This is a genomic window from Alteribacter lacisalsi, assembly GCF_003226345.1.
GTDB classification, from domain to species: Bacteria; Bacillota; Bacilli; order Bacillales; family Salisediminibacteriaceae; genus Alteribacter; species Alteribacter lacisalsi.
Window position 1 is genome coordinate 2,099,406 of sequence record NZ_PDOF01000001.1, and the last position, 26,332, is coordinate 2,125,737.

Here is a 26,332-nt window from a genome sequence, read left to right on the forward strand (position 1 = left end):
TCTCCTCCTTTATTCGCTAATAAAAACGGGATCATTCACTGTTTGTGTGATCAGCCGTGTTAAATCAGCATTTCTTATAGGACCAACCTCATCGTGGTCGAGCATGCTGCAAAGTGAAACGAGATCTGCCAGTCTGGCCAGCTTTCTCCATTCTTCAGGAAGTTCAATTCCTTCCTGTTTAAGCCCTGCAAGGACTCCTGCCTCAAATCTAACAAAATCCGGATACGTGTCGTAGCGGATCAGATTCCCAAGATCAATATAAATGGAGCCGGCCATGGCAAACTCCCAGTCCAGGACGGCGCTGACCTCAGTACCCTCCATAAGGATATTCAGACCGTTAAAATCACCGTGCACAAGCCCTGTGCCAGAAGTATCGCTCTCCAAAAGAGTGGCGTGCTTTACTGCAAATCTTCGTACCTCACGGGCAAGCCCGGGGTGAAGGTGCCTGCCGGTTTTACCTGCCGAAAAAAAATAATCGAAAGTACTATTATAAAAGGCCGGAGTAAGGGAGAACGGGAATCCTATCTCGAGATTTACATCGAGATCTCCCGCACGGCTGAATGATGCTATATTCCGGAAGCGGCCCATTGCGCGCCCCACCGATTTACCCGCTTCCTCCTGCTTCGGGTCAGAAACTTTCCCGAGCACGTCACGGAGCAGCGTGCCTTTTTTCCAATCCAGGAACGCAGCCTGTTCTGATCCGGTACTGCCGCAGACCTGCATATGAGGCACAAACTCAATGGTTTCCAAAAGATTATGTACAGCCTGCTCCTTTGCCAGACACTGGCGATCGTGCGGGATCCGCAGCACAAGCTTCTGTGCTCCAGCCAGAAGAAGAAGGAAATTCGTATTGCTAAGCCCTCCCGTAAGGCGCTGAGCCTCAACCAGTCTTGCATCAGGGTCATATTGATAAAGGAGTTCCTCTGCCCACTCACGGTCAAACGGCTCTTCCTGCCGCATCCGTTCCCATCCTGTTTTCACTGCGGCCACTCCCTTCCTTTTCCATTACTATAGCAGGAATTTTCAAATATTGGCACCTCCAGTATGCAAGAAAAAGAATGCACCACCTGGTGTTAACATAAGGACGCCAATCTGGTACTATTGACTAGGATAAATTGTCCATAGAATCGAAAGGATGCCCAACATGACTGAAACCCTCCTGATAAATTTCCTGTTTCTTTTCTTTCCTGTACTGATGTACGTTATTTTTTTTGAAAATAAAGTAAATAAACATAATCATAAACTGCTTCTGTTCCTTTTCGCTTCTGTTTCCATGATTTTGTCCATGAGTTTTCCAATTCAGCTCGAACTTGGCTTTATATACGATCTTCGCTACATTCCATTTATTCTGGGAGCTCTCTTTGGCGGCTACGTGATTGCCCTTCCTCTGTACGTAATTCTTAATTTATTCCGATTCGTGGTTGGCGGCGATGGTGTGCTGCTGTCCTTTTTATATTCCACTGTCGTGTTTATTGTCGTTCCTATGTTCAGCAGCCGCTTTATTCAGCTTGAACCGTTCAAGCGGATTCAGACAGCAGTGCTCATTTCAGTGGCTAATACGGCTATTTACCTGCTGACACTCACAACCTTCTATGAAACACTTAACCAGGAGTTCTGGCTCAGCACCATCCACCTTCTCGCGATTTACTTTTTCGGCACCCTGATTATCATGATTATTATTGAAAAGATCCTTTACAATATACAGGTGCGGGAACGAATGATGGAAACAGAGCGCCTGAATGTGATCAGTGAACTTTCAGCCAGTATCTCACACGAAATTCGTAACCCGCTTACGGTGACGAGCGGTTTTCTGCAGCTGTTAAATAAATCGAAAACACTGAAGGAAAAAGAGAAACGCTATGTGGACCTGAGTATGCAGGAAGTTAAACGTGCCGAAACGATTGTGAGTGACTTTTTATCCCTGGCCAAACCGCAGGCGGAAAACATGGTCACTTCCAATCTGGAAAACGAGACGAATTACGTGAACAACATTATGATTCCGTACGCCAAAATTCATAAAGTGGACGTGAACTTCACCCATACAAACACTCTCGAAGCTACCTTTGACCAGAACCAGATGAAGCAGACTCTGATTAACTTGTACAAAAACGGAATTGAAGCAGTAGAGCAGGACCGGCGCGGTGTTCTTAATGTCAGCGTGACCAGCAGCGACGGCAAAATCCTGATTACAATTGAGGATAACGGAAACGGGATGACCCGTGAGGAAATGGCCCGCATTGGCAAGCCTTATTATTCAACCAAAAAAGAAGGGACCGGTCTTGGTATGCTGATGGTGTACAGTACGGTCAATAAAATCGGCGGCAAGATAAAAGTGGAAAGCGAAAAAGGGAAAGGAACGACCTTTACCATCACAATACCCATGAAAAAGAACTAAGCCCGTCATCGCAATGCCAGGCTTTTTCTTTGTTCGCTATGGAGATGATTATTCAGAGGTCGTCCAGCCACTGTACGACGCCCTCGGCTTCTTTCATAATAAAACGATTCGGCTGGTCGCTTACATCCGCCAGATAGTAACTGTCGTCTCCTGTAAAACAGACACTGAGATATTTATCCAGAATACTGATATCATCATCCGATTTAATCAGGTACGCCGTTTCATGCACCTTTTTAATGTCATATAGCTTTGAGAGCCGCTCCGCAATGCACTCCCCGGTTTCGGCAGACGCAGCATTATACGTAAACGAATAGATTTTTTGCAGTCATCTTTTCCACTCCTCTTTCCCTTCTAATACCCCAGCCTCACTTTTTTTATAACCTCTCAAAAGAATTTGCGAGATTACCGCAAGAATAGGCAGTTCAAGAAAAGGACCGACCACAAGCGTCAGCGCAATAAGTGGCTCATCAGGAAAAGCTGTCATGGCGATCGCAAGAGCCACAGGCGAATTCCTTGCCAGCGTCGTCAGGCTCAGACTCACTCTGTCACGATACGTAAACCCTGCTGCTCTGCCAGCCAGCTGGCCTGCAAAGTAGTTGATTACAAAAAATAGGAGAATGGGTAGCAGCAGCCAGACAAGCTCCAGGTTTGCAAGCAGAATATGACCCTGGGAAGCAAACATAGCTGTGATTGCAAGACTGAGAAAAATAACCGGCATCATGCTGGTTTTGTTAAGAAACGCTTCCTCAAGTTTTTTTTGTTCCGAAGCAGTACTTTCGTCAGAAGCGCCAATATAAGCGGAACGATCAGAACCAGCAGCACGCTTTGAAAAAGCCACACAGGCTCGAACGTTCCCGTGGTCCCGGCAAAAATCAAGAGATATACGGGCAGAAGCACCACCTGAAGAATCAGGTTTACAGGAAGAATGGCAGTGGATAACGACACATTCCCTTTCGCAATACCCGTAAAAATCAGGTACCAGTCTGTGCAAGGTGTTACCATAAGCATGATAAACCCGATCAAGAGGGCCGGATGACCTCCGAGAAACAGGTATCCAAGGCCTGCTGCCAGCAGGGGTACCCAGACAAAATTAATCAGGATTGACAGTACTGTAAACCTTTTGTTCATAAACGACTGCCTGATTTCCTGCAGGGGAATCTGAAGGAACGTAAGATACAGCATCATAATTAACAGGGGAACGATAACAACTTCTGCATGTCTCTGAACGGAGTCTGAAAGTCCGATGACCAGACCGGTAAAAACGGAAAACAGGATAAATAAAGAATAGAGTTTTTCAAATACCTTCATACATCTTCACCTGCTCTGTCAACACAATAGACTAAGCATACTGGCAGGGCAGGCTACTGTAAAGATCATCCCTTACTGCTTAATACACCCTGTCCCTCCTGAAGAACATTCGTCACACTGAGCAGGTGACCGTCGGGATCCTAAAGAAACACTCGTTTCCCTGCAATATTTTCTGATAATTCCCTTAATTAGATTGAATATGGATTTTAGTAATTTCTTTATTGATGTAGTAAGATAGAAATTTAACCTGCGAAAAAGGGAAAACGCACTCTGGCAACGAAAGGAACATCCAAGAAAGGTTTAGAGGGAGAGTGACTTTATGCTTTATGTATCAAAAATTGATAAAATTATAAAAGACACGTTGAATGAACACAATCTGGAAATTAACTATACCTTCAGTGATAGTCTGGAGGTGCCGATGAGCTACAATAAATCCACAAATACAATTAAATGTAATTATATTCGATTAAACGGCTATAAATCTGTCATGAACAGCCGGCTGAAAGAATCGGACGAAAACTTTGTGCGACTGATCATTTACCGGCAGATCGGCCATTACCTGGACTTCAAAAACAACTGGCATGATTTAAGAACCCTGATGTATGGTGAAGATGATGAGAAAGAGGAACTCAGGGCCAAACTCAATTACAACGCATGGGAGTATGGCAGAACGCTCGTTCCGGAGCATCTTCTTCACGCTTATGACAAGTTCAGGGAGCTGGAAAAAACAACGGTTCACTCATAACCATAACCGAAAAGGCCTCCGAGTCGGGAAGGCCTTTTCTGCTTTATTATTCGCCGGCTTCAGCAGCCTCGGCATCTGCTTTTGTTTCATGAATGGTGCCAAACGGATGATGCGGCGGTGCGTAGATGGAGTAAATCTTCATCGGACGATCCCCCGTGTTAATCACGTTGTGATACATCCCGGCCGGGACAAAGATCGCGTAGTCAGGAAACACTTCTTCCTGGTAATCAAGGTTGGTTTCATCCAGTCCCATCTGAACAATCCCCTGACCGTCCTCAATTCTCAGGAACTGGTCATCTTCCTCGTGCACCTCAAGTCCGATATCATCACCCGGCTCAATACTCATGAGCGTGAGCTGAAGATGGTCCCCTGTCCAGAGCGCCCTGCGGAAGTTATCGTTATCGAGTGTCGCCTGTTCAATATCAACCACATAAGGGCCGGTACCGTAATCATCCTGTCTGTGCCCGGTTAAGCGTCGAAACGAACCGGCACTCGATTTGTTACTTGCTGCAGCCTGCAGAAATGCCTGGCGAATCGCCGGATATGGTGTTGCCATGCTGTGCTGCTGATATGTCTGCCAGGCTGTTTCCCCTGCTTCCTGCGCTTTTTCAAGTCCCTCATTAAGGCCTCGAAAATCAATGTACTGTGCCTGACAGGCCGGCTGCTGACCTGTCATGGAAACGTACAGCTGCCCAAACTGGTTAAACTGTGCTTTTCTCTTCTCCATCTCATGCAAAATCGCCTGTCTCTGATCCTCATCAGCTGCCTCGTGTGCAAGGCGGCTGTACAGGCCAATCGCTGAGGCTTCCCGTGTTAGTCCGTCCTCAACAGCGGCGCACGCCTGCTGTACCTGCATCTGATAGGCATTCATGTTCGTCTGCTGGGTGTTTCTGTACATCCCGGATCCATAATACACGATGTCATCCCCTTTATTAGAATCATCCCCAGTATGATATGCCCAACTGTTTATAAAAGCAGCTAGTCTCTGGAAATTCGCCTTAAAAATAAGCAAGGTAAAGGAACTTACCCGGAAAAAATGAACTGCAGAAAAAAAGCCGGAGGTGCTCCCCCGGCCAGTGTCTCATTACCTTCCATTTATTTTAAAGGAGCTAAAGTAAGTCCGTACAGTCACTTTCCTCTTATAATAAATTCAGCCTGAGCCGCTTTGCTTTGCAGTTCTGACAGAAACAAGTCAGAGCCATCCGGAAAGATCTTAGTACTGGGCCAAAATCCTGCGTAATAGTGAACTTTTACGCCATGACCTGCCTGATCGCGTTTAAACTCCCCGAAGTAATACCATTTCACTTCAAAACGCTCGATTTTGTAAATTTTTTCATAGGGAATAATGGTTTTAAACGGCCAATTTATAACAATTAATACGTTTTCCGTCAGGGTGTAATGGGTTAACGGCATTCGCAGAACCAGCAACAGATAGAGTACCAGATTTAAAGCGTACAATATCCACAGATCGGCAGGTACAGGCTCAGGAATCGAGAACAACCACATTCCATTTACTATGATTATTGTTAGAACAAGCATTAAAAAGATAGCAAAAAACCACTTATTGAAGTGCAACTTAAATACCATGCTCATTCCCCTGTTTCCGGCAGAATTTTTATCATGGATCAGTATACTGGTTCATCTACTTCCGAAGCTCCTTCAGCAGACTGAAGATCTGGCCTCTGTGGTGGGCCTCATGCTCAATAAGATGATAGACAACCCATTCGGGTGTGACGTCATAGTCTTCCAGCGTCCTCGGCCTGCGCCAGTCCTCCACTGTCATTGTACGGAAATGGTCAAAAAACACGTTGCGTACCTGGTTCAGTCTATGAAAATGAGCTTCAAGCCTCTCTCCTCCCACATGTGTTAACTTTCCATCTGACCAGCCGTCTTCAGGAAACAAACGTTTAATGTCGGGATCAAAATCAGTCTGTTTTACTTCACCGTAAAACCACCCGGCTTCCACAATAGCGATATGATACAAAAGCGTGCCAATGGAATGCCCTTTCCCTTCTCTTTGGTCAAGCAGTTCATCCGGTACATCCGATAATTTCTCCTTCAGACTGCGGCGGACATCCGACATCGACCAAAGCCAGCGGCCAATTTCAGGCTCATAGCCCGCCATTGGTGAAATGTAGAGAGAATCTCTTGTCTTCATTTTCTCCTCCTTCACATCAGTCAGCTCCTCAACAGGGAAGGTTTCTTCCCCGCTTTTTTCTGATGCTGTGTTTTATGTGAACCATTACAAATCGATACTAGATGTTCAGCGCAGTAGTTAAAATTCTGAAATTTCTATTACAGGATTATATTACCAGTGAAAAGGGGATATAGCAAAGAAAATTAAGTGGCAATTTTTTATGAGAGGACCATCTGATAAATTGGAAAGATGCTGCCATTAGCAGTACCCAAAACGTATTCATTTAAATGGAGCCCTAATGTCTAACTCCTCTTCGGCAGATTCAACAACTATTGCCATAAGACCCTGAACTGTTCTTGTTTCATGCCATTCCCCCTGCTTCCAGTATACCGCTTCTCCGGGTCCTATCTGCTGCTCTGCCTGTTCCCCTGAGCGTACATAGCCAGTACCGGAGACAACGAGAAGCATCTGGGGGACGCGGGCTTCATGATACCCGATGATTCCGTTTTCCTCCAGATGCATGGCACTGACCTGCGTCTGCCCGTTTGTTCGGAGAAGGCGGGATAACACAAAGTTGGAGTCGAAATGGGTGACTTTCTTTCCCACCTCCCGATCAAATCTTACAATTTTCAATTACAATCCCCCCCTTCTTATTGATTGTAATGATTAGTCAAACTGAGGTGGTCTGCGCATTTCGCTCACCTGCTCGTATGCATAAGCAATGGTAATCAGCTTTTTCTCGGAAAAAGCGGTGCCTGCAAATGAAACGCCAAATGGGAGACCGTTGTTTCTGTATCCTGCCGGCACGGCCACGCTTGGATACCCTGCTTTTGCGCTGATGGTTGAATTTACGTAGGAAGGAAACACAATGGCATCAAGGTTATGATGCTTCACTGTATAATCAATACCCTGCTCCCTTGCATAATACAAATCTTCCAGTTTGGCCTGAATATAGCTGGCACTGTTCATTGGACTTTTCGTCTTTTCAATTGTTAATAAGTTGTCCTGCCCATATTTAAGCGCGGCAGCCTCGTGATTCATATTGTAAGCGATCAGTTCTCTGATTGAGTGGACAGGTCGGTGGGCAGGCAGCCTGGCAAGATAATTGTCCAGGCTGTGCTTCAGTTCATGATGCCCGACTTCTGTGTGCCACTCCCTGTGAAATGAAGGAATCTCAACGCTTTCTATAGTCTCGATTCCGCATGATTTAAGCGTTTCTACGACCTGACTGAACAACTCATCATCATAGTCGTCGGATTCGTAGAACGTATCCGCCGCCCCTCTAAATACGCCGATTCGCATCCCATTCAACCCCGAACTGTTCAGTCCGGAAGCGAAGCCCGCTGCCTTCCTGACACTCTCTTTCTGTGTCGCCGGATCATCTGCATCAATCCCGCACAAAGCATCGAGTACCACTGCCGCATCTTTGACGGTACGGGCAAATGGCCCTGCGGTATCCTGTGAATAAGTGAATGGAATGATTCCTCTTCGGCTGATCAGACCGACCGTAGGTTTGATACCTACGACCGAACTGTGGATAGCCGGGCTTACGATAGAACCGTCTGTCTCCGTACCGATCGCAAAGGCTGTCATGTTTGCAGAGACGGCAACGGCCGATCCGGTGCTCGACCCGCCTGTAAAGAAATTCCCATAAGGATTCAGGACCTGCCCGCCCCGGGAGCTGTACCCGGCCTCCATCTTGGTGGACATTCCGTTGGAGAGCTCCGTCATATTTGTCTTGGCAACAATCACTGCGCCTGCATCCCGCAGTTTCTTCACTATAAAAGCATCGTGAGCAGCCACGTGTTTTTCCAATGCGAGCGTACCTGCGCTTGTGTGCATGCTGTCAGCGGTTTCAATATTGTCTTTCAGCATGACAGGAATGCCATGCAGCGGTCCTCTGGCACCGGATTTCTGCCTTTCATCGTCAAGTGACTCAGCAATAAAAATGGCGTCGGGGTTAAGTTCCAGCACGGCATTTAGTGCCGGACCACTCTTGTCATACATCTGAATCCGCTGCAGATAAAACATCGTCAGTTCCCGTGAGGTGACAGTTTCATTCTCCATCGCAGCCTGCATGTCGCTGATAGTCAATTCTTCTCTAAGAAGATCCTTAAAAGGAATCGTCATGAAAACACTCCTGAGTCCATATTATCTATCTTTCATCATTATCCGTCTTGGGGTACAGGAATATTCCACCCATTTTGTGCAGGTAACGCATTCTTTTTTATGATTACTATTAAACATGGTACATTAAAATGAACTAAGTAAAATTAAGGATGATATACGTGCTTTCTCAAAAAGAGATTAAAATCTTTGAAAATGAAATTGAGAAAATGAAAATAGAATACATACATTGTCCTAACATCCTCATAAAAGAGCAAATCCTTGAGGACATTCATGAGGTGTATGCCATTCTTCTGAGAACAGGCCGACCCAGTTAACGGGCAAACATTCACACCGACCTGTCCACTTCACGGAAAAAGTGTTCAGTTGCCCACTTTCCCTCTTTAATAAAGAAAGCTTTTACTGCTTCCCGATCCAGCGGAGGATCGTCAATCCACTTTTTCAAGGTATGAACTGCAGGTTCTTTGTCAGGAAAATGCCGGATCACAATTTCCACCTGTTCGTGAAGCCGTGTTGACCAAATCCCGGAACGCACCATTACCATAGAATAATAGGTCCTAATGAGTTTACGGGCAAAGCCCTGCGTGATTCTGTTAAAATCCTCATTGGGTGCCCCCTCCATCCGGCTCATTGTACGGGTAAAAACCTTTGAAATATCCCCGTTAAAGCTTACCGCTATCTCCGGACTCAGTTTGTACGGGCCAAAATGTCTCCTCAGATCTTCTCCATGTATACACACACAGAACTCCTTAAGGAATGCCTGCTCATAGTAATTTACCGGATCCATTACATAATCGTAATAGCCGGCAGCGATGCCAACCTCCCGAACGAGGGAACGGTACTTTCGGGACAACTCATGTGCACATTTTTTTAATGCATCCGATTCCACTGAACTTAATTTACCGCTAAACAAGGCTAAAAGATCCAGATCAGATTCAGGCACGGATGCCTCGCCCCTGGCTGCACTGCCGTATAGATAAATACTGTGCAGCTGTTGTGGAAAAAGGTTTTTCAGTTCCTCAACAGCCTTGCGTATGCAGGACATGTAGATCGAATTTACTTTGTCTATACTCACGTCACTTTTAATGAATCCATTACGGTCAAGACCATCCCCTGCCTGGAGATTCTTCATACGATTCTCAGCCCTCTCAAAATGCTGATCTACCTTTTATTGTTGTCTGATTACGCCGGGCAGGCCCTTTTTGAAACCTTGGCGGGCTTTACCCGTAACTATTTATTGACCTGTAATAAAAATGCAGCACCCGGGAGTGATTTTATGTTGGGAACACAGCGTGATATTCAGAGACGTTCGGTACAAATGGACAAAACAAATGCAAAGTCATTAATTATCGTTGGAATAAGCGGCATCCTTTTTATTACCTTTATCATTACCATGTATCAGATTGGCGTAGACGGTATTGACGTGATCAGCTCCGGCCTGTTCTTCTTTCTTGGAATGCTGTTCCTGGCAAGTGTGATCACAAATATAAAACAGAAGCGGCTGCGCTGGGTCGTCTACCTGGCCATTGCTTTCTTTTTCTTCTATCAGATCATTAGCATTCTTACTGCTCATTTTGCATAGTAGAGGCACATTTTAATAGCTGAATGCTGACATACTCTCTGACAGAGTAAATCAGCATTCAAGGACCGCAGGTTTAAACAGCCTTCTCTTTATTCAGAATATCCTGCAATGTCTCTTCGATCGTTTTAAAAATAAAGGTGTAGCCTTCCCGCTCGAGCCTTTCCGGTACCACCCACCGGCTTTTCAGAACCAGTTCCGTTTCCGTCCTGATGACTACTGACCCCAGTTCAAGCATCCATGCCGGTGAAGGGTATCCAATACGCCGGCCCATGTTTTTTCTCATTGCTCTCATAAACTCACGGTTGCTCACCGGCTCCGGGGCAGAGCAGTTAAAGACGCCGGATAAGTCCTCTCTCTTTTTCAGGAAAAGCACGATCTGATACAGATCTTCAATATGGATCCAGCTGAACATTTGGCTGCCATTCCCCTGAACGCCTCCAAGACCAAACTTGACAAGATTCCGGTACGGCGTCATGACGCCTCCGCCTTCTCCGAGAACAATCGCGATACGCAGGGCAATCTGCCTTGTATCAGGCAGCTCAAAGGAAAAGAACGATTTTTCCCATGCTTTAGCCACTTCTACGGAAAAACCGGACCCGATATCGCCCTCGTCCTCAGTCATCGGACGGTCTTCTGCGTGACGGTAAATGGTTGCAGTGCTTGAATTTATCCATACTTCGGGTGGATTACTGCACTCTTTTACAGCCTCACCGAGAATCGTGGTCGTTTCCGTTCTTGATTCCATGATCGCTTTTCTGTTTTTCTCGTTGTATCTGCAGTTTACAGATTTACCAGCGAGATTAATCAGAAGTTCTGCCCCTTCCAGTGCTTCTGTAATGGCCTTTTTATCATCCCACCGGATGTGGGGGCTGCTGCGCGAAATGATGTTAACCTCGTAACCTTCGTCAGTAAATTTCTGTTTGAAATATTCACCGATAAACCCTGTTCCCCCTGCAAGCACGACTTTTTTCATAAGACCACTTCCTATCCCTCAAATTATCTTGTAAAACAGCTTCTATCATTCTTTTTATTATCGGTCTGATCCTCTGTCTCCATTATTGTAACAAAATCTGTAAAACATCACGTTGTTTTTGGGAAATCCTCTAAATAACAGCAGATTTATATCAAGAAGCCACCAGAGAAGCAGATGGACGGATGCAAGGTGCTTTTGACCAGATATGTTATAGAGGGGATAAAAACAAACGGAAGCTGCCAGCAGCCCATTTAAAAAAGGGTACTGGCAGCTTCTGATCCGGTTAATTTACAGTAGTAAAACTTTAATGACTGCTCAATGAAACTTAGTTCAGCATAATGTTCATCAATTATGGCAGCAAATGCAGCCGGATCGTCTGCCGTTAAATGTTCAACCTCAAACCCTTCAAGTTTGTTCTGATCGACTTCATTTAATTCCCCCATGACCATCACTTCAATACCCTCGGAGTTGCCCTTGGGCTGCAGCCGCTCCATTTCTGCGACGACCTCATCGGTCAGGGCACCATCAAAATACAAAAGCGGGCCGTCATTAGGGTGATGCACAAGCGTCAGGGAAGCAAGCGCGTACTGCCACTCGTCCAGCGGAGCGAGGATGACTGTACCAGGCTGATTGTCTTCATGGGTTGCAGGCCAGATTGTCTGTGAAGCTTTAACCGAAAATAGTACCGGATCATCTTCACTGATCCTGGTCACGTTTTTCGTATTTTCCACCATCAGCCCTTCAAGAGCGTACTCATTTACATTTTCCGGTGGCGAAGCATCATGACCTTCACCGTCATCATGATGATCACTGCTGTCGCCATGGACGTCCCCGTGGTCGTCGTGTTGGCCTTCATCTTCATGCCGGTCAGTTTCCTGGTGCCCGTCCATCTCATCATGATCCATTTCTTCGTGCTCCGTATCACCATTCATGCTGCCATGATGATCGTCCTCGGGTGAACAGGCCCACGTCAGGACAGCGGTGGCCATAATTAGTGCTGCAAGGTTAGTTGTTTTATTCATCTTTTCTGCCTCCTTCTCTGCTCTACATTACCCTGTAAATTTAAAGAAAGTGTGAAAAAGCAGGATTGCAGCAGAAAAGGATGTCGCAGACTTTGTACATTTCCTATTCTTTAATCATCCAACAGAGAGAGGACAATTTCCCGCTCGCGATGATTTACATTTACTGCAAAAAGATCTTCTTCATTGATGTCCAGGATGTTCTTAATCTCAACAGGCAGCCATAGTGCTCCCCTGCTATTGATGACCACCCTGTTTTCCTGGTTTGGTTCCTCATATCTCCTGATCGTAATTTGATTTGTTCCCGGCCTAATAGCCACTGTTACCTCTGAAGATTTTTGAAGAGGTATTAAATCCCTTATAATTCCGGGAATGGCGATTTGGCCGTTCCTCAGTTTTGTAAGAATGCGATATTCTTCTCTTTTCGATTCACGCATGTACTGCACTTCCTTCTTAAAAGTATTTATCATTAACTTACATGACAAATTTGAAAGAAGTATGAAAATACTGATGCTAATTCAGAAACAGTCCAAATTAATACATAATGCCTAAACTCCAGCATTCGCGGAATAAACATTCCGGCTGAATAAAAAGAGGATGCCTGAATCAGTAGCCTGACTGTGACATCCCCGTACTTTTATATAGATCGTTCTTTATTACCGCCGTGCACCGAGATATGCATTGCTCCAGTATGCACTGGTCATATCCGAAACCGTTACGCCTGTTGAAGCACCGGCGTGAATGAATTCGTTGTTGCCCACGTAAATTCCGGCGTGGGATGGACCTGTGCGTGTCTCAAAAAACACCAGGTCTCCCGGCTGCGGGTTTGAAACCGGGCTGGTCGCACTCCACATTTGTGCAACTGTCCTTGGAAGCTGTTTGCCATGCTGCGCATAAACCGTCTGAATGAATCCGCTGCAGTCAAATCCGGCTGAAGTCGTTCCACCCCACTGATATGGTGTACCTATGTAGCTCTCTGCCGTGCCGATCACACCTGAAGCGCTTCCTGTGCTTACACCTGCTACTGCCGGTGAAGAAGAGCTGCTGAGTCCAAGTGAGCTTAATGTCTGTGGACCGGCTACGACATAAAAATTACCTGCCGGGCTGGAAATACCGTTTTGAAGCTGATAGGCTTGTACAGCTGCGAGGGTTTTTGGACCAAAAATCCCCTGTGTACCACCGCTGAATCCTTCTTCTGCCAGTGCAACCTGCAGATCACGAACATCCTGCCCGCGGTCTCCAGTGCTGAGTGATGCGTCTGCAATGGATGGTACTGCGAAAAGTCCTCCTGCAAGCACTGCACCCATGATGACCTTTTTCATAAATAATTCCTCTCCCTTTTTGGTGATTGTGGCAGTTATTCTCTCTATTTCTACATTTTTCGCTGCCACAGGTTTTATCTTACAATCCATCGGGAAAGTATAAAAGGCTTTTTGAGATTCGTTATGAAACTAACAACATTCTGTAATATTGTTGAAAAACCTCTAAATCTTTTGGTTAAAATTGTATTTTGTTAGGAAACCTTGCAGCTTTTTGTGTTTTAAAAGCCTTCAGGATTATACCTGAAGGCTCAGCATTCCCTAAACAGGTGAATGTAAAAGGTGGTCCCGGTGCCAACCACACTTGATACATGTATGGATCCGCCGTGCTGTTCAATAATCTGTTTTGTAATCGGAAGTCCAAGCCCGCTTCCGCCCCTTTCCGAGTTTCTTGCTTTGTCCACTCGGTAAAATCGGTCCCAGATACTTTGAAGCGACTCACCGGGAATTCCCTCTCCGGTATCGCTGATTTTTACAATTACCTCATTTCTGAGAAGTTCTGTTTCGATAATGATTGATCCTCCCGGCCACGTATGCCGGATACAGTTTTCTATCAGGTTCAGCAGCGCCCTCTCCATCTGAAAAGGATCAATATTTACATATATGCTACCTGGATGGTCATTTACCTCGATTGTCAGATTTTTCTCCTCCGCTCTCAACCTGACTTTCCCTGATACTTCCCTCAGAAAAGAAGAAAGGTCTGTTATTTGACAGGAAAGTGGTTCTTTACCTTCCTCCAGTTTCATTAAATCAAACAAGTCCTGAACCAATTTTTCCATACGTTCCGCTTCTCTGTATATAATACCCGACTGTTCCCGTACTTCCTGATCTTCTTCCTTTTCCTTCATTAAAGCAGAATACGCTTTTATGTAGGTTAACGGTGTGCGCAAATCGTGTGAGACATTTGAAAGGAAGGACTGCTTCGTATCTCGGTATTCCTTAAGCTGGTTCGCCATTTCGGAAATATCTTCAATTAAAAAGGAAAGTTCGTCTCTTTCTCTTCTTGAGAATTCAACATTGAAGTTTCCTGTTGCAATTTCCCTTGTGGTTTGCCGCAGTTTCACAAGGGGAGAGGTTATTTTATTCGAATAGTAGAGCACCATAAATCCTGATAAAATAAGAGCTGCTGCACTCATAATGACGATCAGCATGACCAGCCTCTGCTTTATGGTTTCAAACTCACCCGTGTCCTGATCAAGGAACAAATAACCCGTAATATTACCATCAGTTACGATCGGTTCAAAAGCCCAGATGTGGGGAATATGGTGCTCCACAGTTTCCACAAAACCTGTTGCACCGTGACTGAAAGATTCACCAGCCGTCAGCCAGCTTTGATAGACAGCAAGGTCCTCGTCTGAGATGGAATCACTCCCAGCCTCAATACTTAAATCTTCATTGAATATAAGAAAGCTATTCTCACTGTTTCTCTGCTCCATAAGTAACACATGATCATAAGTTGCCTGGACAGGTTCAGCTTCAATCGCCTCCCTGTGGGCCTGAAGCCGGTCTACAACTTCAACTTCAAGCTGACTTTGATAAAAGTTCTTTGAAATAAAGTAATATGATACCCCCATGATAAGGATGACTGACGTAGTGGCAGCTAATATAAATAATGAAAGTTTCGTTGATAATTTCATAATTATCCCTCTAAATCTGCCGGAATCCGGTAGCCAATTCCCCAGATCGTTTCAACTACTTTGTTCTCCACCCCGGCAGACTTTAATTTCTCTCTTACGTTCTTAATATGGGCATCTACATTACGGTAATCACGTTCCTCTCCATCCTCCCATTCCAGATAAAGCAACTGTTCTCTTGTATACACCCTGCCTGGATTTAAAAAGAGACGTGCAAACAGCCTGAATTCCTTTTTCGTAAGTGGCACGGGATGCTCTCTGTAAAGCACGGTCAATTCATCCTCGTCAAGAATAATTCCTCCACGCGTCTTCCTCGAACTATTCTTTTCCGGCCCCTTTGTCCTTCTGATTACTGACTGGACACGAGCCAGGAGTTCCTGGGGTTCAAATGGTTTCGTGACATAGTCGTATGCTCCTGCATTAAGACCTTTCACAACCTGTTCTGTCTCTCCAAGTGCCGACAGAATGATAACCGGTACAGGCTTCCCGCCCTGTTCAAGCTGTTCGAGCACCTCAAACCCGTTCATGCCGGTCATCAGGATATCCAGCAGAATAACATCAAACGATTCTTTTTCAATTACGGTCAGCGCCTGCTCACCGGATGAAACCTTCGTTATCTCGGCATCCATCGACTTCAGACAGAACGCCAGCAGATTCTGCATCTGGACTTCATCATCTACAATCAGGATCCTGTTCACCAGATCTCCTCCTCTGCCTTATCATTTGTCACCCTCATTGTAACCCTAATGTTTAAAGAATAAGTGAAGAGAGGCGTCGTTCCCTGCAGATTTTTCTCGTGAAAATGCACAAGACCCGGTCAGGAGGTTGACCGGGTCTTGTATTCAGTTACAAATAACGCTTATGGATTTTCTTCCCGTCATACGTAAACACAATCTTACGCTCACTAAGCACGGTTTCCATATGCACCGAACGGCCCCAGAGGTGATACAGGTACGGAAGTGTTTTCTCGAGATATTTTGTGTCAAGTTCGATGTCCTCGAAGGCGTGGGTCAGGTACAGCTCGCCGTTCTTCAGATAGTCCCCGTCTGTGACGGTAATGTACGGGAAGCCCCCGTTCACCCGGCTGGAGATCAACTGGTCGCGTACCGCCTGCCATTCTTTATCCACGATCTTATAGTCGCGGCCTTTTTTCTGGAACAGATACATATCTTCACGAGTGGCCAGATCCTTCGTCAGATAGTTGCGGATAAACGAAATATCGGACTCAATTTCACGGACTTCATACATTTTCTCGCGGCCGCTGCCCGGTTTCACGCCCTGACGCTTGATCATGTCCTCTGTCGGGTTGTTGTAGCGGTCCTCGATATCTTCAAAGATTTTTATGCCAAGGTAATAAGGATTGATTTGTGTTTTGGACGGCTGCACCACCCCTGCGTTAAGTTTGGCGTATTCGATCGCTTCGTCCTCTGTGAGATCAAGCTCACGGATAATTCTCTGGTGCCAGTAACTGGCCCATCCTTCGTTCATGATCTTCGTTTCAAGCTGAGGCCAGAAGTACAGCATTTCCTCACGCATCATCGTCAGTATGTCCCGCTGCCAGTCTTCGAGCTCACGGCTGTATTCTTCAATAAACAGGAGAATATCTTTTTCGGGCTGCGGCGGCAGCTTCTTTTTTCGCTTTTTGCTGCTTCTGGACGGCTTTACTTTTTCCGCCTCATCCAGATCCCAGAGATCATCATACGGGCTCTCGCGTCCATCGTCATCCTCCTCTTCGTCAAGCCAGATATCGGCTTTTGACCAGGCGAGTTTCGGACGGACAAGGCTTGGATCGATGTGCTCCTGGATCGCAAGGACGGCGTCGAGGAACTGCTCCACTTCCTCCCTGCCATGCACCATTTCATAATGCGCCACACGCTCTGCTGTTGCGGTCATACTTTCGACCATATCCCGCCTTGTGTTGGAGAAGCGCACGTTATTTTTAAAGAAATCACAGTGAGCCAGCACGTGAGCGATAATCAGTTTGTTCTGGATGAGCGTGTTTGTGTCGAGCAGAAACGCGTAGCACGGATCTGAATTGATAACCAGCTCGTAAATTTTGCTCAAGCCGAGGTCGTACTGCAGCTTCATTTTGTGGAACTGCTTGCCGAAGCTCCAGTGGGAAAAGCGTGTCGGCATCCCGTAGGCACCAAAAGTGTAAATGATATCTGCCGGGCAGATTTCGTAACGCATCGGATAATAGTCGAGTCCAAAGCCGTCTGCAATTTCCGTAATCTCATCTATCGCCCTGATTAACTCTCTATCACGATCATGAACAGTCATGTATAATTCCTCCCTAATAGCCTGTTACTCACATGTTTATGTCAGGTTGGGCGGAAGAATGATGACAAGATGCCCCGGGCAGTAAACTTGTCCTGTTCTGGTGTAATTTTGTCAGGGGGGAGGCGGGCAGTTTATGTAACATTTGGGACGTTCCTCTGAATCTGAGCGGTTTAATCTAAACATAAATGCCTTACTCACAGTCTGAAGATTTTTCTCTGAAAATAACCATTTTAGTCTGAAAAAAAACAATCCCAACTCCACTTATCCTGAACTTTTCTTAACTATTTTCAAAGACACCGCTTACAATAATTGTCCACCGGGGCATGTTAAGGTATGATATTTATTTGTGTGCTCAAACTTGAACATAACTTTTGTTACCATTCATTACCTGAACATCAGGATAAATACTGGGGGACTTACAACATGGAAACAGCAGAACAAATTACGAATCTGCAGCTGCTCAATCAGTTCTGGATCATCCTTCTCTTCCTTATACCGATCGTACTCATTTCCAGGACGGTCGTGGCAGGAACGAGGTACTCTCCAATTCTGATCATCGTTATCTTTGGTCTGGGGATGGGCTATCTGCTCGAAACAACCGGCGTCTCCAATCCCGGGCTTGAAAACTTTCCGTTCATCAACTTAATGGCGGCAACCACAATTATTGCCCTGATCGCCTCGTTCTTCGTCGGCGGACAGGAACTCCGTAAAATTCTCGGAAAGAAGCCGCTTGAAGCGGACGATATGGTCGTCCCATCAGAAGAGGAAGTGATTCTTGGAACATCAAGAACACAGTTTTTCTTTATCATTCGGGCGTTTTTCCTTCTGTTCGGTATTCAGGGGATCACTTACGCAATGCTCGGCACCGGTGGGGATACTCCCCTGGCAGGCTATTATCCGCTCGCAGCCTATATCGGGCTCGCAGCTGCTGTCATTCTGATTGACAACAAGGCGCGCATTGCGGACAAGCACCGCTATCTGCGTAAAGGGATTATTGAAATTGTGGTCATCATCGGGATCCTCCTCGGCTCCTACTATGTAGCTCAGGCAGTGGCACCGATTATCGCCCTGCCACAGATTTTCTTTGCGATGATGATTGCGGCCGGTCTAGGAGCGTTCTGCTACAAGTGGACATTCGGACCGACACTGCGCTCGCTTCTATTTGCCGGTATTCCAATCGTTCTTGCCGCCAACTTTCTGGTCGGCGGATCACGGATCAGTGATGCCTTTGCAATCCCGGGTGTAAACGCCGTACTAGTATACGGGTTCTTCGGCCAGCTGCTCTGGATGTTCGGCGGTATTGCCCTGCTCATGTTCTTTGCACGAACAGCCAATGCCCGAAACCTGGCACCTGGTATGGCCGGGGCCCTGTCCCACTCGGGTCTGACCGGCGCGTGTACGGCCGGTGACTTCGGTAAAACGGCCGCCAGCCGGGCACCGATTATGATCAATATTCCGTTTTTCGGACACATTTTTGTATTTTCCGTACTCGCGGTCAGCGCCGAGCGGGGCAGCCTCTGGATGGCGCCTGCGCTCCTGATCGTCGCAGTCGGTGTGTTTCTAACTATTCTTTCACTTAAAAACCTGCGTAAATCCGGAGGCGAAGACCGGAAAGAGGTTACTGCTCTTATGCAGTTTTCTTTCGGCTGGCAGCTGTGTGCCGTCTTCGGAGGACTGGCGTTTCTCGGCATGAGTACGCTCGCAATTGATTATGCGGCGATGGCCCAGGCGTCAGCCATTTCCCACTTCGGTCTGTTTGCCGCCATTCAGGAGGGCATGTTCGGCTCTGAAGCGGCTACGCTGATCCCGTTCATCTTCTCCATGCCGTTCCTCGTTCATCCGCTCGTGTTCTTCATGTTCGGAAAAGCGATGGAAAACGGCGGCGAGATGCCGGTCAAACCGGTATACATCATGGCACTGATCGGTCTTGCGGGAATCGTTCTTGCACTGTTTTTTTAAACCAAAAGTATGAGAGCCCCTCCAGCGGGCTCTCTTTTTTTATGCAACAAATAAGTATATGTACAAACGATGAAAGATAGAACACTTTTTTAAAATTAGTTCATTCGAACTGGATAATCGGTCTCTTCCCGCCCTTGACGTGAGCGGCAGGCAGGCGTACGGTAGGAGAAGTATGAATTTTTCCGATAAAAGGGGCCGCATAACATGAACAGAAAATTATATATAAAAACCGCTCTACTCGTGCTGCTGATTGTGGCTGCCGGGGGCATGTACGTGAATTACCTTTACCAGTCAACCGTACAGACTGCCGAAGAGGTATACGAGGAAACCGATCGCGATGAATCAGAGCGCCGTGACGTTCCTCTCGATATGGAGCAGGAAGAGCCTGTCTCCATTCTTCTGCTCGGGATCGGGGACCATCCCGGGGAGACAGGCCGGTCCGACTCGATCGTTGTGCTGACTGTTAATCCCGAAGACGAGTCAATGTACATGTTTAATATTCCACGGGATACCCGTACCGAAATTGCAGGGCGGGGAACGGAGGATAAAATTAATCACGCCTATGCTTTTGGCGGTGTGGATATGGTGATGGATACTGTCGAGGATTTTCTTGATATCCCGATAGATTATTTTGCCGCGATTAATATGGAAGGGTTTATGAAAATGGTGGATGTATTCGGAGGAATAACGGTGCAGAATGACTTTGAGTTCCGTCAGGACGGCATTGACTATCCTGAAGGTGAAATCCATCTGGACGGAGAAGAGGCACTGCACTATTCCCGGATGCGGCGTTCCGATCCTCGCGGGGATCTCGGCCGGAATGCCCGTCAACGCCAGGTGCTGAACGAAATCATCAGCGAAGGAGCCTCATTTTCTTCGGTGACCCGAATCAACCAGATGCTCGATGTGGTCAGTGACAACCTCCGCACCAATATGACGTTTGATGAAATGCGCCACATGTTCGAAAACTACCGCGGCGCCCGCCATAATATCGAGCAGTTTGAAATTGCCGGGGAAAACACGACGATTGACGGCGTATATTATTACGAAGTTTCCCAGGACGAGCGGGCACGTGTATCAGAAAGAGTGAAAGAACATTTGGACATTAGTGAAGGAGCGGCTTCAGCAGTTAAGGATGAATAAACAGAGGGCCGGGCAAACAGGTGATATTCACCTTTTACCCGGCCCTCTTTCTGTTCATTTCCATTAGATAAACCAGTAAATACCGAACACAAAGCCGGCAAGTGACCCGCCGATGCTGAGTACAATGTAGTAGACGGCTTTTGGATACTTCTTCTGTTCAAGAAGGGTAATGGCTTCCACGCTGAAAGTGGAAAACGTGGTAAATGCCCCGAAGTAGCCGATCCCGAGCAGCAGAAACCAAGGGTTATGGTATTCAAAGATTGGGATTCCTTCAAACATGGCGCCGAAGAAAACCCCGAGCCCGATTGAGCCGAGTATGTTCACAATGAGCATGGCCACAGGAATCGGAGGCGACGGCCAGTGGTGCTGGATTTTAGCCCCCAAAAGAAAGCGGCTGATCGCCCCGGCCCCGCCGCCGAAGGCCACGATAAGCAATTCAATCACCGGTAACCGCCTCCTTCTTTTTACCGAGTTTATCAGCCATCATGAAGCCGGCTAAAGCCACGAGCAGGCCACCCGACAAACTCATACCGATATACAGCGCCGAAGCTGTAATCGAATTCTCTCCCGCAAGCATGAATGCATCTGCTGCCAGTGTGGACATAGTTGTCAGACTGCCGCAGAACCCGACGCCGAGTCCTGCTTTCCAGACCTCACGCGGCTTGCGGTGCAGCACATAGCGTGTGAGAGCGCCAAGCAGAAAGCTGCCGGCTATATTTTCAATCAGCGTTCCGATCGGGTAAAGCGTGAACATCGTCTGCACGTTGATTAGATATCTGACGATTGTACCGAGCGCTCCTCCGATAAAGATGGCCCCGGCTAAGTACCAGCTAATTTTCATATGTAATGCTCCTTAGATTGTTGGTAACTGACCTAACATTATAGGAAAAATCGTACGTGTTCAAGGCTTGGTGGTTCGAGCGGCTTTTGGAGGAGCGGTTATAGGACATAACTCCATGGTGATTTTGAGTTAGGTCATGAAACAAGCCTTTTCGTGTCATAACTCCGGTGCGATTTTGAGTTAGGTCATGAAACTCTCCTTTTCTCGACTCAACTCCTGCGGAAAACTGAGTTAGGGCCTGAAATACCGTGAAGTCACCTGCCCACTGCCTGCTGAAACCGCAAGCATACTAAGCCGGGACACTTCCACACATATATTCACCCTCCACCAACACAAAACGGCTCCGGTCAAAATCTCAACCGGAACCGTTAACTCCTATACTGTTATAGTCTTCGCTTCACTGCCTCGCCTCAAAGCTTCTATTCCTCCGGCAGGAAGCGTTTCACATTTGCCTCTTCCCCACCCGGATCCACATTTTTGAGCATGGGATAAAGTCCTCCCTCCACCCAGGTGTCCACCTGATCAGAATAGTGACTCGAAAGCACCTGCCCGGACTGGCCGGGATTCAGAATATCCCTGGCCGGTTCCTCAAAACTCAGGTCAGCCACAAAGCGCCAGCCTGCTCCGTGATTTACGCGACCTGTTTCTGCATTGTAGGAATGGGCGCCCGGCGTGGCCCCGCTGCCGCCGACTTCGTACGGTCCTACGTCATAGAGATGATTCAGCGGCCAGACACCGCTTAACGGATGACGGACGGTCATGGCATGCCACTCGCCCCACCTCCACGCTTTGGGATCACTTCCCTGAAGCTCTTCACTTTTTTCAACGGCCCGAATAAATGTTTCCCGGGAAAACGAGCCGAAGTCACGCTGATATAACTCCTCAAGAAACCCGAACATCATGCCCTCGGCATCCTCTGCCGCCTCATGAATCGTATGATGAATAACAAGGGCACTTGAGTACTCAAAATCCACGATCCGCTCGAACATCTCCTCGCCGAACTGGTTGTACCACTGATGCCACAGCAGCGCCTCGGGAGAATCCACCGTTTCCACGTAATCCCACTTACGTAGCATGTCCAGTGCCTCCTGTTCAAGCCCGGACAACTCGCCGTCAACTGACTCGACAGCCTCCACCAGAAGCGGTACAAAGGAGCGGGCCTGCGTATTCGTAAAATCAAGCTGCATGGCCTGACTCTGGTCCATCGTGAACGGCTCGCCGGCTGCCATCTGATCATCAATCATTTCCTTCAGGCGCTCAGCCCGGTACGGGTAAAAACTGCGGCCGATTTCATAGGGGTATTCATCGTCAACCGGCTTGTTGTTGGCGGTCATGATGTATCCTTCAGCGGGATTGACCACCTGCGGGAGCTCATCTGTGGAGATAAAACCATCCCACTGATAGTCCGGATCCCATCCTGGCACAGGTAGAAGGCCGTCTCCGTTCTGTCTGACCGGCAGGCGTCCCTGCCCTCTGTAGGCGATATTGCCCTCTGTATCTGCAAACACCCAGCTGAGTGCCGGGTTTACAAATCCATCAAGCCCTTCCATAAACTCATCCACATTCGTCGCACGGCTGAGACGGAGCACTCCGTTCAGCTCTTCTCCCGCTTCACGGCCGGACCAGCGAAGACTCATAGCATGGTACGGGGCATCCGGGGACACAACAGGTTCCTCGTCCTCTTCTTCATCATGAAACAGGTGACTCATGATCGGTCCGTTTCTGGTGACAACGACCTGCTCCACGAGCGGGTCTTCTCCGTCCACCTGAATGATTTCCTCGATCACTTCAGCCTTTTCCCAGCCGTTATCGTAGCGGTATGTGTGCTGCTCTTCAGGATGTGCCTCCTCCAGAAACAGATCCTCCTGATCCACTGACATGGAGGTCACCCCCCAGGCGAGGTGCTCGTTATGGCCCAGAACGACACCCGGTACGCCTGGAACAGTCACGCCAATCGAATGAAAGTCTCCTTCAAGCTCGAGATTAGTCTGGTACCAGACGCTCGGAATATCCATCCCAAGATGCGGATCGTCAGCGACAATCGGGAAGCCCGATTCCGTATGCTCGCCACTGATGGCCCAGTTATTGCTGCCGTTGTACTCTGGCGGCGCGAAGGCTTTCAGACGGCCAAGTGCCTCCCCGTCAAACGGCATATCTTCTACGTCAATCTGCTCATAGATCGTCGGAAAATGATTATCAATATGATATTCGGGAAACAGAAAACGGGCGTCATCGCCAAGCTCCTGAACGAGCTGATAGTTCTCGATTTCATTGCGGTGATTTCCTGATAACGTGTAGCCCATGTACTTGATTACCAGCGCCGTATCTGCCGGCGTCCAGTCGGCCGGCTCATACCCTAAAACGGTAAATTCGAGCGGCTGTGTGCCGGATTCGAATGCTTCTCTTTTGTACGCTGTCACCCCGGCAGCATACGCCTCCACCATTTGCGCAGCTTCCTCATCCAGAAGCGTCAGCATATCTTCAGTGTAGCGGTGCATGCCGTAGGTACGGAAAAACCGGTCTGAATCAAGTGCCGCATCTCCCACAACCTCAGAGAGCCGCCCTTCAGCGAGACGGCGGGTCATGTCCATCTGAAAAAGACGGTCCTGGGCGGTTACGTATCCCTGTACATAAAACAGATCTTCCAGATCACCTGATGTGATCTGCGCGACGCCCCGGGCATCCCGGACGACTGTCACTTCCTCATTTAATCCGGCAAGCGTTTTCTCCCCTTCCATTACTGGATGACTTTTCGTTACGAACCAATAGGCCGTACCGGCGCCGATCACCAATAAAAACACGAGTATGCCCGCAGCGATTACGAGCACTTTCACCCATTTTCTTTTTATAAACGGTGCCTGTGCAGGCTGTGTGCCAATTTCTCTTTCCATGTATCGTTCTCCCCCTGAATAATTGAAAGTTGTCCTTTAATTATTAATTCGGGGAGCGAAGGGGAAATCCCTTTACCGGTGAAAACCTTGTTTTCTTTGCCCGAAAAGGGCGGACGGGTTTGACCCTGCCGGCATATATTTATTTAGTAAAGTTTGTTAATAGCTGTTGACAGTGAATTGTGAGTCCGATATCATTGCAAGCAGTTGAAAAAAACATTCCTCGTTAGGTGAGGCTCCTGTACGGAGATATGCTGCTGCCCAAAAATGTCCAAAGACGCCAATGGGTCAACCGGAATCATCGACATAAGGTGTTTCCTAACGCAGCTGGCTCAAGTCCTATGCCGTACAGTGCTAAAGCTCTACGAATGGAGGCTTGTGGCCCGAACACACAATGTTATTTGCGATGCATGTAACACCTTCATTCGTATGGAATGAAGGTTTTTTTAATGCTTAAATTTGTGGAATCTCATATCCAGGGAGGTGGTGTGGAATGGACCCGAGTCCCAGTCCCGATTCATTAAAGCGTTTTAGCATAGTTAAATACGGAAAAAAGATATTAATGAACAAGGTCCGTTCTGCACTTGTGCAGCCGGTCTTGTAAGAGGAGGCTGACCCCCATGGTTAAACTAACAGAACAAAACCGCGAGCAGTATGCCGAGAGCATCCTCCAAGCACTGAACTCAGAGGAACTTCAGCAGTTCCGTCAGTTATTTTTAGAGCTTCATCCCCAGGATCAGCACGATTTTTTCCTCGAGCTCGAAGAAAGTCAGCGTGAAAAAGTTTACGAGTACCTTTCACCGGAAGAGTTCGCTGAAATTTTTCAGGAGCTTGAACTGGAAGAGCAGAAAGATATTATTGAAGAACTTGATCAGACGTACGCGCAGGATATGTTCGGGGAGATGTCCACAGATGATGTGGCAGACTTCCTCGGTGAGGTGCCGGAGTCAAAAGCGGAGACGGTCCTTGAGGGGCTTGAGGATGACGACGCGAAGGATATCCGGGAGCTTCTGAGTTACGAAGAGGAAACAGCCGGTGCGATCATGACGAAGGAATTCATGAACATTCCGGCCGATGCTGCCCTTCGCGATGTCATTGAACTGCTTCGTCAGGAAGGCCCCGACGCGGAAACCATTTACTATCTGTACGTGGTAAACGCAAAACAGGAGCTGGCAGGCGTTGTCTCCCTTCGTGATCTGATCACGTCTGATCCGAATAAAAAAGTTGAAGAAGTTATGAGCACGCGTGTCGTAAGCGTAAATACGGGCGATGACCAGGAGGACGTTGCAAACCTGATTAAAAAATACGACTTCCTCGCTGTCCCTGTGGTGACGACCAACAACACGCTTGTAGGAATCATCACTGTCGATGATATTATCGATGTTATTGAAGAAGAGGCGACTGAGGATATCGGTGAATTCGTTGCCTCCCGTGGTGCAACAGATGTAAATCTGACGTCATTTACAGCTGCAAAAAAGCGGGCACCGTGGATCATCATGCTGATGTTTTTCGGTCTTATTACTGCCGGTGTGATCGGGCAGTTTGAAGAAACACTCGAGCGGATTGTGCTTCTTGCCGTATTTATTCCGCTGATTATGGACTCGGCCGGTAATACAGGTACCCAGTCACTCGCCGTTATGGTTCGGTCTCTTGCTACAGGAACATTCGAGAAGAAAGGCATGTTTAATACGGTCCGCCGTGAATTTGGGACCGGACTGTTTCTCGGACTGTTCTGTGCAATCACACTGATGATCCTAATTCCAATCGTATACCGCGATGTGATGCTTGCGTTTATCGTGGGACTGTCGCTATTCCTTACGCTCAGTATTGCAACGATCGTCGGTGCTGTTGTGCCGGTACTAATCAATAAACTGAAGCTCGATCCGGCAATCGCATCCGGTCCGTTTATTACAACAATCAACGACGTCCTTGGCCTTATGATCTACTTTTCGATTGCTACTGCACTGCTTCAGTATCTGTAA

At 47.4% G+C, this 26,332-nt stretch carries 24 protein-coding genes, 1 pseudogene and 1 riboswitch; of the genes and pseudogenes, 6 read left to right on the plus strand and 19 right to left on the minus strand.

Going from position 1 to position 26,332, the window contains the following annotated elements; translation table 11 throughout:
- Positions 1-9: 9 nt before the first annotated feature.
- The gene (locus CR205_RS10505; protein ID WP_110519312.1) at positions 10-981 is read right to left on the minus strand and encodes a phosphotransferase family protein; all 972 of its coding nucleotides are present in this window, start codon (positions 979-981) and stop codon (positions 10-12) included.
- Positions 982-1,144: 163 nt separating this feature from the next.
- Here CR205_RS10505 and CR205_RS10510 point away from each other — a divergent pair, with 163 nt between their 5' ends.
- A complete protein-coding gene (locus CR205_RS10510; protein WP_110519314.1) occupies positions 1,145-2,395 on the plus strand; it encodes an ATP-binding protein in 1,251 nt (416 codons plus the stop codon).
- Positions 2,396-2,447: 52 nt separating this feature from the next.
- Here the strand turns inward: CR205_RS10510 and CR205_RS10515 are convergent, their stop codons facing one another.
- Positions 2,448-2,624 carry a hypothetical protein gene (locus CR205_RS10515; protein ID WP_236634739.1) on the minus strand — a complete coding sequence of 59 codons (177 nt, stop codon included), beginning with the start codon at positions 2,622-2,624 and terminating at the stop codon, positions 2,448-2,450.
- A 96-nt stretch (positions 2,625-2,720) separates the two neighbouring features.
- A pseudogene (locus tag CR205_RS10520) lies at positions 2,721-3,703 on the minus strand (arsenic resistance protein).
- 319 nt (positions 3,704-4,022) lie between these two features.
- Here CR205_RS10520 and CR205_RS10525 point away from each other — a divergent pair.
- The gene (locus tag CR205_RS10525; protein ID WP_110519318.1) at positions 4,023-4,448 is read left to right on the plus strand and encodes a hypothetical protein; all 426 of its coding nucleotides are present in this window, start codon (positions 4,023-4,025) and stop codon (positions 4,446-4,448) included.
- 46 nt (positions 4,449-4,494) lie between these two features.
- On the opposite strand, the gene CR205_RS10530 is transcribed toward CR205_RS10525, so the two are convergent.
- From CR205_RS10530 to CR205_RS10555, 6 genes are all read right to left on the minus strand, one after another.
- Positions 4,495-5,364 (minus strand): cupin domain-containing protein, encoded by an 870-nt coding sequence (locus CR205_RS10530; protein WP_236634740.1) that lies wholly within the window; start codon positions 5,362-5,364, stop codon positions 4,495-4,497.
- 212 nt (positions 5,365-5,576) lie between these two features.
- Positions 5,577-6,035 (minus strand): PH domain-containing protein, encoded by a 459-nt coding sequence (locus CR205_RS10535; protein WP_161524745.1) that lies wholly within the window; start codon positions 6,033-6,035, stop codon positions 5,577-5,579.
- Positions 6,036-6,090: 55 nt separating this feature from the next.
- Entirely contained in the window at positions 6,091-6,606 is a 516-nt protein-coding gene (locus tag CR205_RS10540) for a DinB family protein (RefSeq protein WP_110519836.1), read from the minus strand.
- A gap of 258 nt (positions 6,607-6,864) precedes the next feature.
- Positions 6,865-7,218: a cupin domain-containing protein gene (locus CR205_RS10545; protein ID WP_110519322.1), complete on the minus strand. Its 354-nt coding sequence runs from the start codon at positions 7,216-7,218 to the stop codon at positions 6,865-6,867.
- Between the two features lie 33 nt (positions 7,219-7,251).
- The gene (locus CR205_RS10550; protein ID WP_110519324.1) at positions 7,252-8,715 is read right to left on the minus strand and encodes an amidase family protein; all 1,464 of its coding nucleotides are present in this window, start codon (positions 8,713-8,715) and stop codon (positions 7,252-7,254) included.
- A gap of 325 nt (positions 8,716-9,040) precedes the next feature.
- Positions 9,041-9,844 (minus strand): nucleotidyltransferase domain-containing protein, encoded by an 804-nt coding sequence (locus CR205_RS10555; RefSeq protein WP_110519326.1) that lies wholly within the window; start codon positions 9,842-9,844, stop codon positions 9,041-9,043.
- Between the two features lie 144 nt (positions 9,845-9,988).
- Between CR205_RS10555 and CR205_RS10560 the strand changes: the two genes are divergently transcribed.
- Entirely contained in the window at positions 9,989-10,294 is a 306-nt protein-coding gene (locus CR205_RS10560; RefSeq protein WP_142669883.1) for a hypothetical protein, read from the plus strand.
- Positions 10,295-10,367: 73 nt separating this feature from the next.
- On the opposite strand, the gene CR205_RS10565 is transcribed toward CR205_RS10560, so the two are convergent.
- From CR205_RS10565 to CR205_RS10595, 7 genes are all read right to left on the minus strand, one after another.
- Complete coding sequence (locus tag CR205_RS10565; protein ID WP_110519329.1) at positions 10,368-11,267, minus strand: TIGR01777 family oxidoreductase; 900 nt, start codon at positions 11,265-11,267, stop codon at positions 10,368-10,370.
- 251 nt (positions 11,268-11,518) lie between these two features.
- Positions 11,519-12,289, minus strand: coding sequence for a hypothetical protein (locus CR205_RS10570; RefSeq protein WP_110519331.1), 771 nt, complete (start codon positions 12,287-12,289; stop codon positions 11,519-11,521).
- Between the two features lie 110 nt (positions 12,290-12,399).
- Complete coding sequence (locus CR205_RS10575; RefSeq protein WP_110519333.1) at positions 12,400-12,723, minus strand: hypothetical protein; 324 nt, start codon at positions 12,721-12,723, stop codon at positions 12,400-12,402.
- A gap of 219 nt (positions 12,724-12,942) precedes the next feature.
- Positions 12,943-13,608 carry a C40 family peptidase gene (locus CR205_RS10580; RefSeq protein WP_236634741.1) on the minus strand — a complete coding sequence of 222 codons (666 nt, stop codon included), beginning with the start codon at positions 13,606-13,608 and terminating at the stop codon, positions 12,943-12,945.
- Between the two features lie 248 nt (positions 13,609-13,856).
- Positions 13,857-15,242: a sensor histidine kinase gene (locus CR205_RS10585; protein ID WP_110519335.1), complete on the minus strand. Its 1,386-nt coding sequence runs from the start codon at positions 15,240-15,242 to the stop codon at positions 13,857-13,859.
- 2 nt (positions 15,243-15,244) lie between these two features.
- The gene (locus CR205_RS10590; protein WP_110519337.1) at positions 15,245-15,937 is read right to left on the minus strand and encodes a response regulator transcription factor; all 693 of its coding nucleotides are present in this window, start codon (positions 15,935-15,937) and stop codon (positions 15,245-15,247) included.
- Positions 15,938-16,085: 148 nt separating this feature from the next.
- Positions 16,086-17,519 carry a SpoVR family protein gene (locus CR205_RS10595; protein ID WP_110519339.1) on the minus strand — a complete coding sequence of 478 codons (1,434 nt, stop codon included), beginning with the start codon at positions 17,517-17,519 and terminating at the stop codon, positions 16,086-16,088.
- A 423-nt stretch (positions 17,520-17,942) separates the two neighbouring features.
- Between CR205_RS10595 and CR205_RS10600 the strand changes: the two genes are divergently transcribed.
- Positions 17,943-19,478: a hypothetical protein gene (locus CR205_RS10600; RefSeq protein ID WP_110519341.1), complete on the plus strand. Its 1,536-nt coding sequence runs from the start codon at positions 17,943-17,945 to the stop codon at positions 19,476-19,478.
- 204 nt (positions 19,479-19,682) lie between these two features.
- Positions 19,683-20,621 carry an LCP family glycopolymer transferase gene (locus CR205_RS10605; protein WP_110519343.1) on the plus strand — a complete coding sequence of 313 codons (939 nt, stop codon included), beginning with the start codon at positions 19,683-19,685 and terminating at the stop codon, positions 20,619-20,621.
- A gap of 63 nt (positions 20,622-20,684) precedes the next feature.
- Here the strand turns inward: CR205_RS10605 and crcB are convergent, their stop codons facing one another.
- From crcB to CR205_RS10620, 3 genes are all read right to left on the minus strand, one after another.
- Complete coding sequence (gene crcB, locus CR205_RS10610; RefSeq protein WP_236634742.1) at positions 20,685-21,065, minus strand: fluoride efflux transporter CrcB; 381 nt, start codon at positions 21,063-21,065, stop codon at positions 20,685-20,687.
- Positions 21,058-21,462, minus strand: coding sequence for a fluoride efflux transporter FluC (locus tag CR205_RS10615; RefSeq protein WP_110519345.1), 405 nt, complete (start codon positions 21,460-21,462; stop codon positions 21,058-21,060). The genes crcB and CR205_RS10615 overlap by 8 nt, the downstream gene beginning before the upstream one ends.
- Before the next feature lie 419 nt (positions 21,463-21,881).
- Complete coding sequence (locus CR205_RS10620; protein WP_110519347.1) at positions 21,882-24,353, minus strand: penicillin acylase family protein; 2,472 nt, start codon at positions 24,351-24,353, stop codon at positions 21,882-21,884.
- 212 nt (positions 24,354-24,565) lie between these two features.
- A riboswitch (M-box (ykoK) riboswitch) is annotated at positions 24,566-24,730 on the plus strand.
- A 240-nt stretch (positions 24,731-24,970) separates the two neighbouring features.
- On the opposite strand from CR205_RS10620, the gene mgtE reads away from it, so the two are divergent.
- A complete protein-coding gene (gene mgtE / locus CR205_RS10625; RefSeq protein WP_110519349.1) occupies positions 24,971-26,332 on the plus strand; it encodes a magnesium transporter in 1,362 nt (453 codons plus the stop codon).

Coding starts and splice junctions, on each gene's coding strand:
- mgtE (WP_110519349.1), top strand. CDS start 24,971: ATGGTTAAACTAACAGAACAAAACCGCGAGCAGTATGCCGAGAGCATC.
- CR205_RS10605 (WP_110519343.1), top strand. CDS start 19,683: ATGAACAGAAAATTATATATAAAAACCGCTCTACTCGTGCTGCTGATT.
- CR205_RS10550 (WP_110519324.1), bottom strand. CDS start 8,715: ATGACGATTCCTTTTAAGGATCTTCTTAGAGAAGAATTGACTATCAGC.
- CR205_RS10510 (WP_110519314.1), top strand. CDS start 1,145: ATGACTGAAACCCTCCTGATAAATTTCCTGTTTCTTTTCTTTCCTGTA.
- CR205_RS10560 (WP_142669883.1), top strand. CDS start 9,989: ATGTTGGGAACACAGCGTGATATTCAGAGACGTTCGGTACAAATGGAC.
- CR205_RS10555 (WP_110519326.1), bottom strand. CDS start 9,844: ATGAAGAATCTCCAGGCAGGGGATGGTCTTGACCGTAATGGATTCATT.
- CR205_RS10575 (WP_110519333.1), bottom strand. CDS start 12,723: ATGCGTGAATCGAAAAGAGAAGAATATCGCATTCTTACAAAACTGAGG.
- CR205_RS10615 (WP_110519345.1), bottom strand. CDS start 21,462: ATGAAAATTAGCTGGTACTTAGCCGGGGCCATCTTTATCGGAGGAGCG.
- CR205_RS10535 (WP_161524745.1), bottom strand. CDS start 6,035: ATGGTATTTAAGTTGCACTTCAATAAGTGGTTTTTTGCTATCTTTTTA.
- CR205_RS10570 (WP_110519331.1), bottom strand. CDS start 12,289: ATGAATAAAACAACTAACCTTGCAGCACTAATTATGGCCACCGCTGTC.
- CR205_RS10540 (WP_110519836.1), bottom strand. CDS start 6,606: ATGAAGACAAGAGATTCTCTCTACATTTCACCAATGGCGGGCTATGAG.
- CR205_RS10595 (WP_110519339.1), bottom strand. CDS start 17,519: ATGACTGTTCATGATCGTGATAGAGAGTTAATCAGGGCGATAGATGAG.
- CR205_RS10525 (WP_110519318.1), top strand. CDS start 4,023: ATGCTTTATGTATCAAAAATTGATAAAATTATAAAAGACACGTTGAAT.
- CR205_RS10620 (WP_110519347.1), bottom strand. CDS start 24,353: ATGGAAAGAGAAATTGGCACACAGCCTGCACAGGCACCGTTTATAAAA.
- CR205_RS10565 (WP_110519329.1), bottom strand. CDS start 11,267: ATGAAAAAAGTCGTGCTTGCAGGGGGAACAGGGTTTATCGGTGAATAT.
- CR205_RS10580 (WP_236634741.1), bottom strand. CDS start 13,608: ATGAAAAAGGTCATCATGGGTGCAGTGCTTGCAGGAGGACTTTTCGCA.
- CR205_RS10600 (WP_110519341.1), top strand. CDS start 17,943: ATGGAAACAGCAGAACAAATTACGAATCTGCAGCTGCTCAATCAGTTC.
- CR205_RS10585 (WP_110519335.1), bottom strand. CDS start 15,242: ATGAAATTATCAACGAAACTTTCATTATTTATATTAGCTGCCACTACG.